Raw genomic sequence first — 16571 nt, 5'->3', positions numbered from 1 at the left:
GCGTATCCGGTAACACGGGGAGCATAAGAATTTCTATTGAGGGGCCGGAGATGAAAATTGCAGTTGCCGGGATCGGCTATGTGGGCATGTCCAATGCCGTTTTGCTGTCGCAGCATCATGAGGTGACGGCGGTCGATATTTCCGAGGAGCGCGTCGCCCTGGTCAACGACCGGCGTTCGCCCATCGTGGATGTCGAGCTTGAGGATTTTCTCGCGCATAAGGACCTGCACCTCAAGGCGACGACGGACGGGCCGTCGGCCTATCGCGACGCGGATTTCGTCATCGTCGCGACGCCGACCAATTACGACACGCATACCAACTATTTCGACACCTCCTCGGTGGAAGCGGTGATCGCACAGGTGATCGCGGTGAACAAGAACGCGACCATCGTGGTGAAATCGACCATCCCGGTGGGCTTCGTGAGCCGCGTGCGGGCCGAGATGAACACCGATCAGGTGATTTTCAGCCCCGAATTCCTGCGCGAAGGCCGCGCGCTTTACGACAACCTGCACCCCTCGCGGATCATCGTCGGCGAGCAGTCCGAGCGTGCCCGTACCTTTGCCGATCTGCTGCTCGAAGGGGCGATGGACAAGGACACGCCGGTGCTGTTCACCGATGCGGACGAGGCGGAGGCGATCAAGCTTTTCGCCAACACCTATCTCGCCATGCGGGTGGCGTTTTTCAACGAACTCGACAGCTACGCGATGTCGCGCGGCATGGACACGCGGCAGATCATCGACGGGGTCTCGCTCGACCCGCGGATCGGCAATCACTACAACAACCCGTCCTTCGGCTATGGTGGCTATTGCCTGCCGAAAGACACGAAACAGCTCCTGGCGAACTATTCCGAGGTGCCGCAGAACCTGATCGCGGCCATTGTCGACACCAACCGGACGCGCAAGGATTTCCTTGCCGATCAGATCATTGCCAAACGTCCGAAGGTTGTTGGCGTCTATCGTCTGGTGATGAAGGCCGGGTCGGACAATTTCCGCCAGTCCTCCATTCAGGGCATCATGAAACGGGTGAAGGCGAAGGGGATCGAGGTCATCGTCTATGAGCCGGTGATGCAGGAAGACGATTTCTTCGGCTCCCGCGTGGTGCGCGATCTCGCGGCGTTCAAGGCGGAGGCAGATGTGATCATTGCCAACCGGATGACCGACGAGATTGCGGATGTGGCGGATAAGATCTTCACCCGCGACCTGTTCCACGCCGACTGAGGATCCGGATATGCCCACAGCTCTCGTCACCGGCGCCGCCGGGTTCATCGGCTCTTTCGTCTGTCGCACGCTTCTGGAGGAAGGCTGGCGGGTTATCGGGCTCGATTGCCTGTCCGACTATTACGATGTGGCGCTCAAGGAGCGGCGCGAGGAGACGCTTGCGGCCTATGACGGCTATCGCTCGGTGCATGACAAGGTGGAGACGCCGGGTCTTTTGATGTCGCTGTTCGAGGCGGAAAAACCCGAGGTGGTGATCCACCTCGCGGCTCAGGCCGGGGTGCGCTACTCAATCGAGAACCCGCGCTCCTATCTCGAGAGCAACATCATCGGCACGTTTGAGCTGTTGGAGGCCGCACGCGCGCACCCGCCGAAGCATATGCTGCTGGCCTCCACTTCCTCGGCTTACGGCGCCAATGAAGAGATGCCGTACCGCGAGACCGACAAGGCCGATCACCAGATGTCCTTCTATGCGGCGACGAAGAAGTCGACCGAGAGCATGGCGCACAGCTATGCCCATCTTTTCGATCTGCCGATCACCATGTTCCGGTTCTTCACCGTCTATGGTCCGTGGGGGCGGCCCGATATGGCGCTGTTCAAATTCACCAAGGCGATCCTCGAGGGCAAGCCGATCGACGTTTACAATTACGGCGATATGAAGCGCGATTTCACCTATGTCGAAGACCTCGTCCACGCCATCCGCCTGTTGATCGACGCGGTGCCGGTGCGACCCGAGGACGGCGTGGTCGAAGAGGGCGACAGCCTCTCTCCCGTGGCGCCCTACCGCGTGGTGAACATCGGCAATAACGATGCGGTGCAGCTCACCGATTTCATCGCCGCCATCGAGACGGCGACGGGCCGGGAGGCAGAGCGCAACCTGATGCCGATGCAGCCGGGCGACGTGCCGGCCACCTGGGCGGATGCCTCGCTTTTGAAAAGCCTGACGGGATATGCCCCGAAGACCACGGTGCCCGAAGGCGTGGCCAATTTCGTGCGCTGGTATCGGCAATATTACAACGCCTGAGCGCGATACCTTCGACGTGTGATTTTGCCTTCTGTTTTGGCTTGTGTCTCTGTGACGGCTCCATTACACGGGTCGACGGAGACGTGGCCGAGTGGTCGAAGGCGCTCCCCTGCTAAGGGAGTAGGCGGGAAACCGTCTCGAGGGTTCGAATCCCTTCGTCTCCGCCATTGCCCATTGATTTCATTGGGTAAATTTGATTTCAAAGAGCCTTTGCATGTCGCGTTGTATGTTCGCAATTTGGCTGTAGTCGTGAAAAATATATATTTCGAAAATGTTGCCAAAGCTGCTGATCCTGCCAACACCAAGGGTACAACCTCTTGGGCTTGTCATGTGACATGTGTCAGGGGGCGATCAGATCGGGTAGCTTGGCACCGATGTCGCTCATCAAAACCAAGGCACACTCGACAACTGATCCATCGTCATTCACAAGCTGCATTTGGCCCGCAGGGGGCGTGTGGTCCCATGCGAACCCGCTGGTAAGAACTTCCAGGACGCTTTGCTTGGCCGCCTATGTGCCAGAAACCGCTTCCCTTTGCTTTGGGGCTGACAGGTTCAGGCAAGCTCGGTTGCGCCATCCTGACGACCATTCCTGTTCACAACTTATACACTTCTCCCTCATGAAGCCGGGAAATGGGCTAACAACCTATTAAGCGCCCCGGAGATGACTAAATCTTTCTCTATTTTTCAGAGACCGAATGGGTGCGCGGAACCCCGCGGAGAATGCGTGGAGACTTCTAAAGGGCGAACCGGGCGGGTTTGCCCGGGGGGGGGCATTTCACAGAGGGTTGTCCGATGGCATGAACTCCCGGATCGTGACAGCTCCGAAGTCCATCGCGCGCCGCTCGATCTGACCGGGATCGGGAAAACCGTGCTCCATGCGGTGCTCCGCTCGGAATTCAGCCTTTCCCCAAGGCCAAATTTCAAGGGGCACATCACTGTTTTGCGGCGGCTCTTAGAACTCGCCCGGTGCACATTGCAGGCAGACGAGCCCTTCGGCGCGCCAGGCTTCGACGACGGAGCTGCGGTCGTCGATGATCAGCCAGGGGGCGAGCCCGTCGGCCTTCATCTCGGCAAGCGCGCGGCGTTTGACATCGGGGTCGCTGGCCGCGTCCTGATCCGCCGCACGCAGGTAGAGGCCGTCGAAAGGCAGGTCGTGTTTCTGGAGCCAGGCCATGGTGTGTTCGGCCCAGCCGCTTGGCCGGCCGGAACAGATCACGATGGTCTCGCCGCTCTCCTTCAGCCGTCGCAACAGGCGTGCGATCGGAGCGATCGGGGGGGCGTCGGCCATGGCGTGATGAAAGGCGTCCCAGTGTTTCTCGACCCCGTGCACGAGATGACCGAGCCTGTCGGCATCGAATTCCGCAAGCGTTCCATCGACATCGAAGACCACGCAGGGTTTGGAGGGATGTGTCATAGGGTTTTTTCCTTGAAGGTGCTGCCCGAGCGTTTGAACAAAAGAGGTGTGGCATTGGGGGGGCGGGAGCCGACCTCTCCGGTGGTCCAGAGCAGGCGCGCGGCGCGGATGACGCCGGAATGGCAGACCAGGACGGGCAGGGTGTCGGTGCCGGTCTGGCAGATCCCGACAATCGCCCGTTCGACGCGCCGGATCATGTCCGGCCAGCTTTCCCCCTGTTCGGGGGTCGCGTTCCTGTCGGGTTGCGTGCGCAGGGGGCGGCCCTCATAGACGCCCCAGTCGCGTTCGCGCAGCCCGTCGTGCAGGGTGAAGGGGCGGTCGGGAAAGGCCAGTTCGCAGGTTTCCTGCGCGCGTGCCATCGGGCTGGCGTAGAGCGCGATCCGGGCGGGCCAATCGCGCCGGGAGAGGGCGCGGGCCTGCGCCCGCCCCAGTTCCGTGAGCGGCACATCCGTGCGCCCGGCGATCAGGCCTTCGGCATTGGCCGTGGTCTCGCCATGCCGGATCAGACAGAAGCTTTTGGCTGGGATTTCTGTCATAACCGCACCGGATCGTGCAGGAAGATTTCCACGCCGAGATCTTCGATCAGGTAATCTTCCGGTTGGGCGCAAAAGGCGGGGGCAAAGCGTTTGGCGCCCAGACGTTCGAGCATCTTGACCTGATCGCGCAGCGGCGGATGGACGTTCCAGCGCCGGAAATACCCGCCGGGCACGGCGCAGATACCACGGGCGTGGGCCGTCATATGGCCGGTGAATACCACATGGGCGTCCCGGCCCAGACGGCCGCTTTCGTTCCAGGCACGCACGTACCCCCAGGCGGCACCGCCATCGGCATTGGGCGTGTCGCAGATCAGAAAGCGCGCCATCTCCATCGGGCCTCGGTCGAGGAGGGGCGCGATCTCCTGTACCTCAGGGGCGAGGGTGCGGCTGGCAAGGGCGGCGCGCAGCGCAGTCTGGCATTCCGGGTCGAGCATCACGCTGGCTTCGCCATGGCGCCGGATCAGGTGCAGGGCCATCTCGCCTGCGCGCCCCGACGGCGGCACAGGCAAAAGCACCTGACCGTGCAACCCGTCGAGCAGGGCATCGAGCACCGCGAAGCGTTCGGCCTGCGGCACGTCGTCGAGATGGTAGGAGCAATCGAGAATGGCGGTTGCGGCGGGCGGCGGCAGGTCGAGCGGGAACCAGTCGGATTCCTCGGACCAGTCGCCGGAATAGAACAGCCCCTCGCCCAGATCGAAATGCATCCAGACCCCGCCCATGGCATGGCCGTTGCGCCCGGTGGTGAGTTTCACCCCGTCGATGACGGTTTCGCCCTGTTCCGGCAAAAGATGCACTTTGGCGGCGGGGGGCAGGGATTTGGCGGTCTGCGCGGTGGCGTAGATCGGAAGACCGGCCTCCACCGCATGGGAGGCGCCGCCGATATGGTCGATGTGGTCATGGGTGATGAACACTGCGGAGGCGCCCTTGAGCCAGTCGGGATTGAAATGCGCATTGGCTTCGGGGCCGAAGCCGCAATCCAGAAGCCAGATGCGATCCTCGACGGTCAATTGTATGCAGGCGGGCCCCTTGTCCCCGATGCCGGAAAGTAGTCTGACGCTTTGCATTCAATCCTCGGAAAAGGCCCATGGGGTGGTGATGGTGAGACCGAGCTGGGTGCCGACCTCGAATTTCGCGCGGGTCTCGGCCAGAAGCCGTGTGCCGCAGGCGGAGACGGTCTCCAGAAGGTATTTGCCACCGAGATAGGTGACACGCGCCACTTTCGCGCGCAGATCGCCGGTCTCGGAAATGCTCAGGTTCTCAGGGCGCAGGCAGACGTGGCTGATGCCGGTCGTCGCATCGCTGCGGATCGCGATCCGGGTGCCCAGCACATCGGCGTGGAGTTGGCTTTCGCGGTGTTCGACCGCGTTCACCGGCACGACGGTGCCGCGCCCGACGAATTCCGCCACGAACCGGTTTTTCGGTCGTTCATAGAGCGTTTGCGGCGTGTCGAATTGCTGGATGCGGCCCTGATCCATCACCGCGATCCGGTCGGCCATGGCCATGGCTTCGGCCTGATCGTGGGTGACATAGACCATGGTCGCGCCGGTGCGTTTGTGAAAATCGGTGAACACGGTCTGCATCGAGGCGCGCAGCGCGACGTCGAGATTGGCGAGCGGCTCATCGAGAAGAACGGCGTCCGGGTCTGACACCAGACAACGGGCGAGCGCGACCCTCTGGCGTTGGCCGCCGGAAAGATCGGAGGGCATCCGATCAGCATAGGCCGTGAGGCCGGTGGCGGCGAGTGCGGCCTCTGTCCGGTCGGCGATCTCGGGCTTCGTCAGCTTGCGGATCTCCAGCGGGTAGGAAACGTTGCGGCGCACCGACATATGCGGCCAGAGCGCGTAACTTTGGAACACGAATCCGATGTTGCGATCTTCTGGCGGAACCATCGTGGTCGCCGTCGCCATGTCGCGCCCGCCGATGCTCAGCCTGCCGCTCGATGGCATCTCGAAGCCCGCGAGCAGGCGCAGGAGTGTGGTCTTGCCACAGCCCGAAGGGCCGAGGAGGGCGATGAACTCGCCGTCTTCGAAACGGGTCGTGATATCCTGAAGCGCGGGGGTGCCGGCGAAGAGTTTGCCGAGAGAGGCGATCTCTATGTCTGCCATGGAACGACTCCTTTCGGGAAGCGGCGGGAGACCAATTGGATCAGGCCCATGAGTGCCATGACCACGAGGACGATGGTCATGGCGAGGGCGCTGGCCATGGCGGTGTCGCCGCTGTCGTCGAGGTTGAAGATCACCACGCCGAGGGTCTCGGTGCCCGAGGACCACAGCAGCGCGGAGACGGTGAGCTCATTGAACGCGGTGAGGAAGACGAGGATCGCCCCCGCCGCCGCCGCAGGGGCTGAAAGCGGCAGGATCACGTCGCGCAGGCGCTGGAACAGCCCCGCACCGACCGATTGTGCGGCCTCGGCCATGGCAGGGTCGAGTTGCTTGAGGCTTGCCTGCACCGGGCGGAACATGACGGCGAAGAACCGCGCGAGATAGGCGAGGAAGATGATCCAGATCGTGCCGTAGAGCGTGGCGTCGGTGAAGGGCAGCTTGATCAGCAGGAGGATCATCGAGATCGAGAGGACGACGCCCGGCAGCGCATAGGGCAGGTCGAGCAGGCTGTCGAACAGGCGCGAGAGGCGGGTGGGATGGCGCTCCATCAACCAGGCCAGCGGCAGGCAGATCAGCATGAGAACCACCGCCGCCCCGGAGGCGAGGCTGAAGGAATTGACGAAGGCGCGGGCGGTGACGGGCTGACGGAACAGCACGTCATTCCATGAGGCGAGCGTCACCGTGTCGAGGCGCAGCGGCACGCCGTAAGCAGGCACCAGGGAGGTCGCCAAAAGGCCGAACATCGGCAGGACGAGGATCGCAAAGACCACGGCCCAGAGCAGGGCTTCCACCGGCAGTCGCGCCGCACCCAAGGGGATCGCGAGCGGGCGGGAAGTGGAGCCGACGAGATGGATTTTCTGGCGGCTTTGAAAAAACCGCTGGATCAGAATGCCCGTGACCGCGACGGCGCCGATCAGCATGGCGAGGACGGAAACCTCGGCCAGCACGCCCGTGCCCATCCCGGCGAGTTTTTGGTAGACCAGCGTCGGCAGCGTCACATAGCCCGCAGGGATGCCGAGCATCGCGGGGATGCCGAAATTTCCGAGGGCGGTGACAAAGGTGATGGCGGTGCCCGCAGCGAGGCTCGGGAGCGTCAGCGGCATGATCACCTGCCACCAGGTGCGCAGGCCGCGCGCGCCGCTGATCCGGGCGGCTTCGACGACGTCCTGCGGGATGGCGCGCAGCCCTGCGCGCAGGGTCAGGAAAACGATCGACATGTGCTGAATGCCCAGCAGAAAGATGATGCCTTCGGGCGAATAGAGCGGCTGCGGCGCACCGAGAGGTGGTGCGATCCCAAGGGTTTTCAGCAGAACGGAAGACGGGCCCATGATCTGCGTCCACGACAGCGCGGTGATTTGCGGTGGGATCATCATCGGGATCATCAGGCAAAACACCAGCGCCGCCTTGGCGCGCAGATCCGTGAGTGCGACGAGAAAGGCGAAGGCAGAGCCCAGCACGAGCGAGACCAGCGTGCCGAGACCGGCGGTGATCAGCGAATGCCTGAGCGCGCTGAGCGTCGCGGGCTGTGCCAGCACCGTGTCGATCCGCGACAGCGAAGGCGCGCCCTGATCGGTCACGCCCTCGATGAGGAGGCGCAGCACCGGTGCCAGCGTCAGGCAGATCGCGAGGAGGAGAATGGTGGAAAGCAGCCGGGTCTCGGACCGGCTGCCTCCTTTTTGCAGCGTCGGGGACATTATTCTGCGCCGAAGAGCTCGGTGAATTTCGCCTTGTTGGCCTCGGCGTTCGCGAGCGCCTCGATCGGGTCGAAGCTCATCAGCTTGATGTCCGCGCGGGCCGGGAAGCCGGCGGGCACGCCCATGCCGTTCCGGGCCGGGATGTAGCCCATGTCGAGCACGAGATCCTGACCGTCCTGGCTCAGCACGAAGTCGACGAATTTCTGCGCGCCCTCGGGGTTTTTCGCGGAGGCCATGATCGCCACCGGTTCCGTGACATAGGAGACGCCCTCTTCCGGGAAGACGAAGCCGACCGGGGAACCGTCGGCCTTGCTGCGGATGGCAAGGTAATCGACAACCATGCCATAGGGTTTCTCGCCCGAGGCCACGGCCTTGAACGTGCCGCCGTTGCCGCCCTGGGCGCGGGCCTCGTTGGCGGCGAGTTTGCCGTAATAGTCCCAGCCCAGGCTTTCATCGCCGGTCAGCGTCGCAAGATGGATGAGGGCCGCACCGGAGTAGAGCGGCGAGGGCATGGCGATCTGGCCTTTGAGCGCCGCGTCCTCGAGATCTTTCCAGGAGGTCGGAGCCGTTTCCACACCGGTGTTGTAGACGATGCCGGTGGTGATCAGCTTGGTGGAATAATAATAGCCCTCCGGCGAGGAGAGTGCCGCGTCGTAGTTTTCGGCTTCCGGCGAATGATAGGCGGCGAGCAGGCCCTCCTGCGCCATGCCTTCGAGCGTCACGGTGTCGGCGATCAGGAGCACGTCGGGCTGCGGGTTGCCAGCCTCGATCTCGGCGCGCAGGCGGGCCATGAGCTGGGTTGTGCCGTCACGCACCCATTCGACCTCGGTGCCGGGGTTGGCGGCCATGAAGGCGTCGACGGTCTGTTGCGCATCGGCGTTGGGCTGGGAGGTGTAAAGCGTGATTGTGTCGGCCATGGCGGTGCTGGCCATGAGGGCGAAGGCAGTTGTGGTGAGGAAGGTCTTCATGGGGCTCTCCTGAAAGGCGGGGTTGCTTTCGTTCGAAAGTCATTCACGAGGGCCTTATTTCCCTTCGGCGTAACAGTTTTGCGACGTATTCTTAACTTTTTTAATTATATTGCGCGAAATGGGCTTCGCTCCTACCCTTGTCGAAATCGACAATTTTTTCGAAGGAAAGCCATGATGCGACTGGACATGTCTGAGCGGCGCGACCGCATCATTGCGCTCTTGTCGGAAAACGGCGAGCTTTCTGCGGCGGAACTGTCGGCGCGCCTCTGCGTGTCGGTCCAGACCATCCGCACCGATTTGCGCGATCTCGACGCGGCGGCGCTTGTGCAGCGCCGCAACGGTGCCGCGCGATTGCGGCAGCAAAGCGAGAACATCGGCTATCTGCCGCGCGAAAGTCTGGCGCGGCAGGAAAAACAACGCATCGCGCTTGCGGTAAAGAACCTGATCCCGGATGGCGCGCGGGTGGCGCTGGGGACGGGCACCACGGTGGAACAATGCGCACGGCTGTTGGCGGCGCGGGACAATCTGTTCGTGGTGACCAACAGCATTCACGCGGTCTGTGCCCTGCAAAACGCGCCGGGGGCGGTGGTCGAGATGGCAGGCGGCAGCGTGCGGATGCGCGATCTGGACCTGATCGGCGCGGCGGCGCTGGAATTCTTCGCGAAATACCGGGTGGATTACGCGGTTTTCAGTTGTGGTGGCCTGTCGCCCGAAGGTGAGGTGATGGATTACAATTCCGACGAGGTTGCTGCGCGCAAGGCCATTGCGGGCTGTGCGCGCAGCTCCATCCTGGTTGTCGACAGCGAAAAGGCGGGGCTCGATCTGGCCTGCCGCCACGGGCATCTGCGGGAGTACGACATGATCGTCACGGGCGCCGACCTGCCGCAGGAGACCGTGCGGGCTTGCGCGCGCGAGGGCAGCCGGATTGTGCTGGTCTAGGCTTGCAGAGAACCGGTCTGGGTCATGCCCGAGGCCATGTAGCCACCATCGACGGTGAGCACCTCGCCATTGACATAGGAGGCGGCGGGGCTGGCGAGATAGGCGACCGCTTCGGCAATGTCCTCGGGTTGGCCGCGACGACGCGTGGGCACCATTTCCAGCACACGGCGCCATGTTTCCGCGCTATAGGCCTCAAGCGTCATCGGTGTCTCGATCACTCCCGGCGCGATGGCATTCGTGGTGATGCCACGCGCGCCCAGTTCCAGCGCAAACTGCCGGGTAAGACCCAGAATGGCCGCTTTCGAGGTGCCATAAGCGGTGCGCCCGACACCGGCCCGCAGACCGGAGATCGAGGCGATGTTGACGATCCGGCCATAGCCGCGTGCCGCCATGCCACGGGCGATGTGTTGGCTGACCCGGAAAGTGCCGGTGACATTGACCTCCATGACCTTGCTCCAGGTCTCGGGGGCGAAGTCCAGCAGCGGCTCCACGAGAATGAGCCCGGCGCTGTTCACCAGAATGTCGATGGGACCAAGTTCGTCTTCGGCTTTGGCAACCGTATCGGGAAGTGCGGCGGCATCCGCGACATCGAGGGCAAGAGCAAGGGCTGTGCCGCCCTGTGCGGTGATCTCGCGGGCAACAGCTTCGGCGGCCTCAAAGCGCAGGTCGGTGACGGCCACACGGGCCCCCAACGCTGCCAGCCGCAGAGCGCTTGCCCGCCCGATACCTGAGCCGCCGCCGGTGATGAAGGCAATGCCGTAATCCGTTCGTTGTGTCATGGGAAATCTCCTGAGTTATCGGGCCATCATGGTGTCGGGCAACCAGGTGATGATGGACGGGAAGGCAAAGAGCAGGACGATGGTCACCATCTCGATGGCCACGAACCAAAGCGCGCCCCGGAACACATCCGGCAGGGGCGTGTCGCGGTCGATACCCGCGATCACGAAGCAATTGAGGCCTACGGGCGGGGTGATCAGCCCGATCTCGCACATTTTCACACAGAGGATACCGAACCAGATCGGATCGAAGCCAAGTCCCGAGACCGTTGGAAAGACGATGGGCAGGGTGATCACCATCATCGAGAAGGCATCGAGAAACATGCCGAGCGGGATATAGAGCAAAAGGAGCACCGCAACGATCAGATGAGGCGGAATGCCGCTTTCGGTGATGGCGCCTGCGATCATCTGCGGCACCTGTACGAGGGTCAGGAAAAAGCTGAAAATGCCCGCGCCAATCATCGTGAAAAGGATCATCACCGTGGTGGTGGCGGTCGAACGGAAGCTTTCGGAAAGCGCAGTGCTTAGACGCCCGCGCGCCGATTTCGCGAAGACCAGCATCAGCAGGGCGGCAAGCGCACCGATGGCCCCGGCTTCGGTCGGGGTGACGAGGCCGAGGTAAATCCCGCCCAGCACGATCACGAACAGGACGAGCACCTGCCAGGCCTGCGTCGTCGAGGACAGCCGCTCTCCCCAGGACGCCTTGGGGGCGCGGGTGGAGTGATGCTGCACCCGGTGGCCGATCAGGGCGACGCCGATCATGAAGGCGACCGTGGTGATCAGGCCCGGAACGAAGCCCGCGATCAACATTTTTCCGGCGGAGACCTCGGTCAGGGCTGCATAGAAAATCAGCAGGACGGATGGCGGGATCAGCACGCCCAGCACGCCACCTGCGGCCACGGCCCCGGCCGCGAGGCGCGGATCGTAGCCCTTCTCCTTCATCTCCGGGATGGCGACCGCCCCCACCGTGGCCGCCGTCGCCACCGAGGACCCCGAGGTCGCGGCGAAACCTGCAGAGGTCAGGATGCTCGCCATCGCCAGCCCGCCCGGAAGGTGCCCGACCCATTTATTGGCGACATGGAACAGGCGCTTTCCGACCTGCGCATGATGCGCGAAAGCCCCCATGAGGATGAAAAGAGGGATGACCGTAAGCGCGTAACTGGCAGTATGGCTGAAGGAAAAGGATTTCAGCCGCGCCAGAAGGAAGCCCAGGTTTTCCACCATGACAATGCCGAAGGCGCCGGAGAGGGCCAGAGCAGCAAAGACCGGGGTGCCCAGAGCCATGAGGAAAAAGATCAGCCCGACGGCGAGCAGGGTGATGAGTGTCACATCCATTGTCGATGTCCTGTGAAATGCAATGTCGCGGTCCCGGCGGCATGCGCCGGGACCTCTTCTGGGCACGCCCGGCTCAGTGCTGGGCCGTGTCCCCCGCAGCGGAGGGCGCGTTGTCGATATGCGGCAGCTCGATCTGCTTGAGCGCAATGCGCAGGCTGTGCAGGGCGGCTTGCAGCGCGGCAAACCAGAGCCCTACGGCCACCGCGATCTTGGCCCACCAGATCGGCACCTGGAAATAGCCCCAGCGGAATTCCCGGATCGAGAAGGAATAGGCCGCCTCCTGTGTTGCGGGCCAGGCCAGCATCAGGAATGTCAGCGCGGCAAACAGCCAGGCAAGCGCCGTGCACCCACGGGAAAACGGTCCGGGCAGCGCATCGGTCATCATGGTGATCCGGATGTGGCCGTCATCGAGCAGGGTCGCGCCCAGCCCCATGAAGACCACCATCACCATGGACATTTCCGTCATCTCGAACAGCCCGGGCACGGCGCGCCCGAAGGCGGCGCGGGCCACCACATCCACTGTGATGGCCACCATCATGAAGGCGAGGAACCCCAGCGCCAGCCATGATGTGATCCGGGCGATCCCGTCGAGCAGGCGGTTCAGCCACGCCAGCATCAGCTTACAGACCCGCCGCGATTTCGACCGGGCGTTTCATCGTCCCGGTGCCTGCGTGGCGCGCGATCGCCTCTTCGACCACCGCCTGCATGGCCGCCCCGTCGATGCCGTTGGGCTTGGCCACGGTTTCGATCCACTTGTTGACCTGTGCGGGTTGAACAAGCGCCTTGGTCCGGGCCTTTTCCGCATCCGAGAGCGAGGAGAGCACCACGCCTTCGGCCTGCGCCTTCTGTACGTAATCGGCCAGCACCTTGTTGTAGATCTCGGCAAATTTCCCACCATAGAGCTCATCGGCCAGATCGGTGCAGATCTGTTGGTGTTCTACAGGGAGGCCTTCCCAGACGCGGCGGTTCATGATCGTGACGGCGGGGGCGTGCGGGCCATCGCCGATGTCGTAGAAATTCGGCGCGATCTCATGCAGCTTGTAGGCGACGGCGGTGACGAAATCGAAGCCGTAGACCCCATCGAGAACCCCGCGTTCGAGCGCCTGATAAACCTCGCCCGCCGCCATCGGTACGGCAATGCCGCCGAGGCTTTCGATCACATCGGTGGCGACGCCGTAGCCGCGGATTTTCTTGCCCTTGATGTCGTCGATCGAGGTGATCGGATCGCGCATCACCAGAGGCGCATAATTCCAGTTGGTCCAGTAGAGCACCTTGCTGCGGTGACGCTCTTCCCATTCCTGCCGCAACGGCGCGAAATTCTCGTAGACGTCGCGGCACACGAGTTGCAGCTCATCGGCGCGCTCCATGCGGAAATACCATTCAAGACCGCGTGTGACCGGCAGTTCGGCCTGATAATAGCCCGGCGCGATCAGGGTCATTTCGCTGGTGCCGTCGCGCACCGCGCCGAGATGTTCGCCGACCTTGTTGAGGCTTCCGGCCCAGTAATATTTGACGCCGATCTCGCCATTGCTGCGATTTGCCAGTTCTTCGAGGAACCAGCGGTCGACCCAGGACGGTCCAGCCGTTTCACTCACATAGCTGTCGAATTTCAGCGAGGTTGCAGCATGGGCAAGACCGGGCAGACCCGAGATCAGCCCCGCGCCTGCGAATGCTCCTGTGGATTTCAGAAAGTCACGTCTTCTCATGGGTATCTCCTCCGTTGGTGCCGGGCTCCTCCTGCCCGGAGATGTTGTGTAATTATGCCGGTGTCGGCTCATGTCCTGTGCGCGTTCTCAGCGCGGTTTTCAGAACCTTGCCGTAGCTGTTCTTCGGCAGCTCGTGGACGAACTGGTAGCGTTTCGGACGTTTGAAAGCGGCAATCTGCTGGCGGCACCAGCTGTCGAGTTCGGACACGCTGGCGCTCTTGCCGGGTTCGAACACGACATAGGCCACGACCTGCTCTCCCCAATCCGGTTCCGGTTCGCCGATCACGGCGATCTCGAACACGGCCGGGTGGGCCAGAAGCGCCTCTTCGACCTCGCGCGGGTAGATGTTTGTGCCGCCGGAAATGATCACATCCTTCGAGCGGTCGGTGAGGTAGAGAAAGCCGTCTTCATCCAGATGGCCGAGATCGCCGGTGTGCAGCCAGCCGCCTGTGAGCGCGGCGGCACTGGCGGTTGGATTCTGCCAGTAGCCGGTCATCACTGTCGGCCCCTGAACACAGATTTCTCCGGTGTGACCGGCGGGTAGGGGCTCTCCGTCGGTTCCAAGCACAGCCAGCGTCACCGCCCCTTGCGCGATGCCTACGGAGGCACGCCGGGCCTGCCAGCGGGGATGGCTCTGATCGGCGACCAGATCGCGCGGCAGCACCGAGATGGTCATCGGCGTTTCGCCCTGACCGTAGATCTGCACGAAACGCGGACCGAAACAGGCGAGCGCCTCGTCGATGTCATGGGCATACATCGGCCCGCCGCCATAGATGATCGTGCGAATGCCCGTGCCGTCGTAGCCCTGTTGCTTTGCTGTCGCGATCAGGCGCTTGACCATCGTGGGGGCAGCAAAGAACACGAGATTGCCGCGGGTCTTGGCGAGCGCGATGATCTCGTCGCTGTCGAACCCGTGGGAGGCGGGGACGAGATGCGCGCCCCCTGCCCGAATCTGTGCGAACATATAGAGCCCTGCGCCGTGGGACATCGGGGCGGCATAGAGCATGTGGTCCTCCGCCCGGGCCGCATCGACATCGAGCGCATAGCACAGGGTCATGTGCCGCAGGTTGTCATGGCTGAGCATGACGCCCTTGGGGGTGCCTGTCGTGCCCGAGGTGTAGAACAGCCAGGCGAGATCGCGATCCTCAACGCGTGCGGGGGGCGTGATCTTGTGCGGCCCGGGAACGGGAGCGCCGAGCGCGGCCTCACGGATGTCCGGCTGTTCCGCAAACACCGTGCCGCTTTCGGTCAGGGTGAGGGCCGCTCCGGCGTCGCGGACGATCCATTCCGCCTCCCGCGGGTGCAGCTTGCAATTGACCGGCACGACCACGGCACCGAGCCACCAGCAGGCATGCAGCGCCTCGATATATTCGGGGGCATTCTTGGCAAAGACCGCAATCCGGTCCCCCTTGCGGATGCCATGCACCGATTGCAGCCATGCGGCCCGGTTGCAGGTCGCCTGCAACAGCGCGTGGTAGGTCTGGCGCAGGCTGTCGCCTTCGTAGAGCGCCGGGCGGGAAGGCCATGACAGGGCCGTCTGATACAGCCAGTTCGCGATATTCATTGTCGTCACACTCCGCAGATCATGCTCAGGCGCGGTCGGCCTGCAAAATCGTGGCGTAATTGGCGACGGCGGCGCCGCCCATGTTGAAGGCCAGCCCCCATTCCGCCCCCTTGCGCTGCATTTCGCCCGCGCGCCCGGTCAATTGCCGGAACCCGAGCGCATGCATCGACACGCCGGTGGCGCCGACAGGATGGCCCTTGGCCTTCAGGCCGCCAGACAGGTTCACAGGGGTGCGTCCCCCGGCGTAAACCGTGCCTGCCTCGAGCGCGCGCGCGCCTTGGCCCTTGGGGGCGAGACCCATGGCCTCGTAGATCAGCAGTTCCGCCGGGGTGAAACAGTCGTGCACCTCCGCGAAGTCGAGATCGTCGACGGTGATGCCCGCGGTTTTATAGGCGGTGCGGATGGCGCGCTCCGGTCCCTCGAAGGCGACGAAGTCGCGACGGCTCATCGGCAGGTAGTCGGAGACATGTTCGGCGGCGGCGATCCGCACGCGGGCGGTGGCATCCTGAGCATGGGCCTCCGAGGCGCTCAGGACGATGGCGGCGGCGCCGTCCGTCACCAGGGAGCAATCGCTCAGCCGCAAGGGCGGTGCGATCAGCGGGTTCTTGTCGCTGACCTCGCGACAGGCCTCATAGGACAGCGGCTTGTGCATCTGCGCCAGCGGGTTTTTCATCGCGTTCTCGTGGTTCTTCGCGGCAATCCGGGCCATGGCATCCATCGGGTCGCCATAGCGGTCGGCATATTGCCCGGCGGCGATGGCGAAAACCTGCGGAAAGCTCAGGGCTGCCTCGGCGGCATCGTTCTGATAGCCTGCTCCCGCCAGTGCGGTGGTGACATCGGCGGTGGGACGATGGGTCATCTTCTCGGCGCCGACGACAAGCACGTTGCGGGCACGCCCGGCGCGAATGGCGTTCAGCCCGGCATGAATCGCGGCGGCGCCGGACGCGCAGGCGTTTTCACACCGGGTCGCGGGTTTGAAGCGCAGGTCCGGATGGGCCTGAAGGATCAGTGACGAGGCGAAGCCATCGGGCACCAGCCCGGAGTTGAAATGGCCGAGAAAGACGGCGTCGATATCCGCCGGCGAAATTTGTGCCTCTTCCAGAGCTTCGCGGGCCGCTGCGACGATGAGCGCCTCGAGCGTGTCCTCGAGCCGTCCGAAACGGGTGTGGCCGGAGCCGGTGATAAAGATGTCCTGGGTCATGTGTCGTCCTCCGATCTCAAGCGTGATGCAAAAAACACATGGCAGGTATCCGTGTAACTACGTATAAATATACGTATGAGTTACGTAGATGCAGGTGC

General features: G+C 63.3%; 15 protein-coding genes and 1 tRNA gene. 4 read left to right on the top strand and 12 right to left on the bottom strand.

The genetic code is table 11. The annotated features are described in order from the left end of the window. The first annotated feature begins 50 nt into the window (after positions 1 to 50). The 3 genes from NH195_RS10010 to NH195_RS10000 all read left to right on the top strand — a co-directional run bounded on the left by NH195_RS10010 (position 51) and on the right by NH195_RS10000 (position 2405). Positions 51 to 1217 carry a nucleotide sugar dehydrogenase gene (locus NH195_RS10010; protein WP_066706180.1) on the top strand — a complete coding sequence of 389 codons (1167 nt, stop codon included), beginning with the start codon at positions 51 to 53 and terminating at the stop codon, positions 1215 to 1217. Between the two features lie 10 nt (positions 1218 to 1227). After that, positions 1228 to 2238 carry a GDP-mannose 4,6-dehydratase gene (locus NH195_RS10005; protein ID WP_066706177.1) on the top strand — a complete coding sequence of 337 codons (1011 nt, stop codon included), beginning with the start codon at positions 1228 to 1230 and terminating at the stop codon, positions 2236 to 2238. 77 nt (positions 2239 to 2315) lie between these two features. Next, a tRNA-Ser gene (locus NH195_RS10000) sits at positions 2316 to 2405 on the top strand. Positions 2406 to 3190: 785 nt separating this feature from the next. Here the strand turns inward: NH195_RS10000 and NH195_RS09995 are convergent. From NH195_RS09995 to NH195_RS09970, 6 genes are read right to left on the bottom strand one after another with little or no spacing between them, the layout of a single operon-like run. After that, on the bottom strand, positions 3191 to 3652 hold the full coding sequence (locus NH195_RS09995) for a phosphatase domain-containing protein (protein ID WP_066706174.1): 462 nt from the start codon (positions 3650 to 3652) through the stop codon (positions 3191 to 3193). Beyond that, on the bottom strand, positions 3649 to 4188 hold the full coding sequence (locus NH195_RS09990; RefSeq protein WP_066706173.1) for a histidine phosphatase family protein: 540 nt from the start codon (positions 4186 to 4188) through the stop codon (positions 3649 to 3651). The genes NH195_RS09995 and NH195_RS09990 overlap by 4 nt, the downstream gene beginning before the upstream one ends. Continuing rightward, complete coding sequence (locus NH195_RS09985; RefSeq protein ID WP_066706170.1) at positions 4185 to 5252, bottom strand: MBL fold metallo-hydrolase; 1068 nt, start codon at positions 5250 to 5252, stop codon at positions 4185 to 4187. Before NH195_RS09985 ends, NH195_RS09990 begins: the two co-directional genes overlap by 4 nt. After that, on the bottom strand, positions 5253 to 6293 hold the full coding sequence (locus NH195_RS09980; protein WP_066706168.1) for an ABC transporter ATP-binding protein: 1041 nt from the start codon (positions 6291 to 6293) through the stop codon (positions 5253 to 5255). Continuing rightward, entirely contained in the window at positions 6281 to 7984 is a 1704-nt protein-coding gene (locus NH195_RS09975) for an ABC transporter permease (RefSeq protein WP_066706165.1), read from the bottom strand. The genes NH195_RS09980 and NH195_RS09975 overlap by 13 nt, the downstream gene beginning before the upstream one ends. Beyond that, positions 7984 to 8952: an ABC transporter substrate-binding protein gene (locus NH195_RS09970; protein ID WP_066706162.1), complete on the bottom strand. Its 969-nt coding sequence runs from the start codon at positions 8950 to 8952 to the stop codon at positions 7984 to 7986. Before NH195_RS09970 ends, NH195_RS09975 begins: the two co-directional genes overlap by 1 nt. Before the next feature lie 171 nt (positions 8953 to 9123). Here NH195_RS09970 and NH195_RS09965 point away from each other — a divergent pair, with 171 nt between their 5' ends. Beyond that, a complete protein-coding gene (locus tag NH195_RS09965; RefSeq protein ID WP_066706159.1) occupies positions 9124 to 9891 on the top strand; it encodes a DeoR/GlpR family DNA-binding transcription regulator in 768 nt (255 codons plus the stop codon). Here NH195_RS09965 and NH195_RS09960 read toward each other — a convergent pair. From NH195_RS09960 to NH195_RS09935, 6 genes are all read right to left on the bottom strand, one after another. Continuing rightward, the gene (locus NH195_RS09960; RefSeq protein ID WP_066706157.1) at positions 9888 to 10670 is read right to left on the bottom strand and encodes an SDR family NAD(P)-dependent oxidoreductase; all 783 of its coding nucleotides are present in this window, start codon (positions 10668 to 10670) and stop codon (positions 9888 to 9890) included. The genes NH195_RS09965 and NH195_RS09960 overlap by 4 nt on opposite strands. Before the next feature lie 15 nt (positions 10671 to 10685). Further along, entirely contained in the window at positions 10686 to 12002 is a 1317-nt protein-coding gene (locus NH195_RS09955) for a TRAP transporter large permease (RefSeq protein ID WP_066706154.1), read from the bottom strand. Between the two features lie 73 nt (positions 12003 to 12075). Beyond that, positions 12076 to 12618 carry a TRAP transporter small permease gene (locus NH195_RS09950; RefSeq protein ID WP_066706151.1) on the bottom strand — a complete coding sequence of 181 codons (543 nt, stop codon included), beginning with the start codon at positions 12616 to 12618 and terminating at the stop codon, positions 12076 to 12078. A gap of 4 nt (positions 12619 to 12622) precedes the next feature. Continuing rightward, entirely contained in the window at positions 12623 to 13708 is a 1086-nt protein-coding gene (locus tag NH195_RS09945; protein WP_066706148.1) for a C4-dicarboxylate TRAP transporter substrate-binding protein, read from the bottom strand. A 52-nt stretch (positions 13709 to 13760) separates the two neighbouring features. Beyond that, complete coding sequence (locus NH195_RS09940; RefSeq protein WP_066706139.1) at positions 13761 to 15272, bottom strand: class I adenylate-forming enzyme family protein; 1512 nt, start codon at positions 15270 to 15272, stop codon at positions 13761 to 13763. 25 nt (positions 15273 to 15297) lie between these two features. Then, positions 15298 to 16473 (bottom strand): thiolase domain-containing protein, encoded by a 1176-nt coding sequence (locus NH195_RS09935; RefSeq protein ID WP_066706136.1) that lies wholly within the window; start codon positions 16471 to 16473, stop codon positions 15298 to 15300. Positions 16474 to 16571: the final 98 nt, after the last annotated feature.

Origin of the sequence: Celeribacter ethanolicus, from assembly GCF_001550095.1 — a bacterium.
Classification (GTDB): Bacteria; Pseudomonadota; Alphaproteobacteria; order Rhodobacterales; family Rhodobacteraceae; genus Celeribacter; species Celeribacter ethanolicus.
The sequence above is the reverse complement of the archived record's forward strand: the minus strand, read 5'-3'. Positions and strand labels throughout refer to the sequence as shown.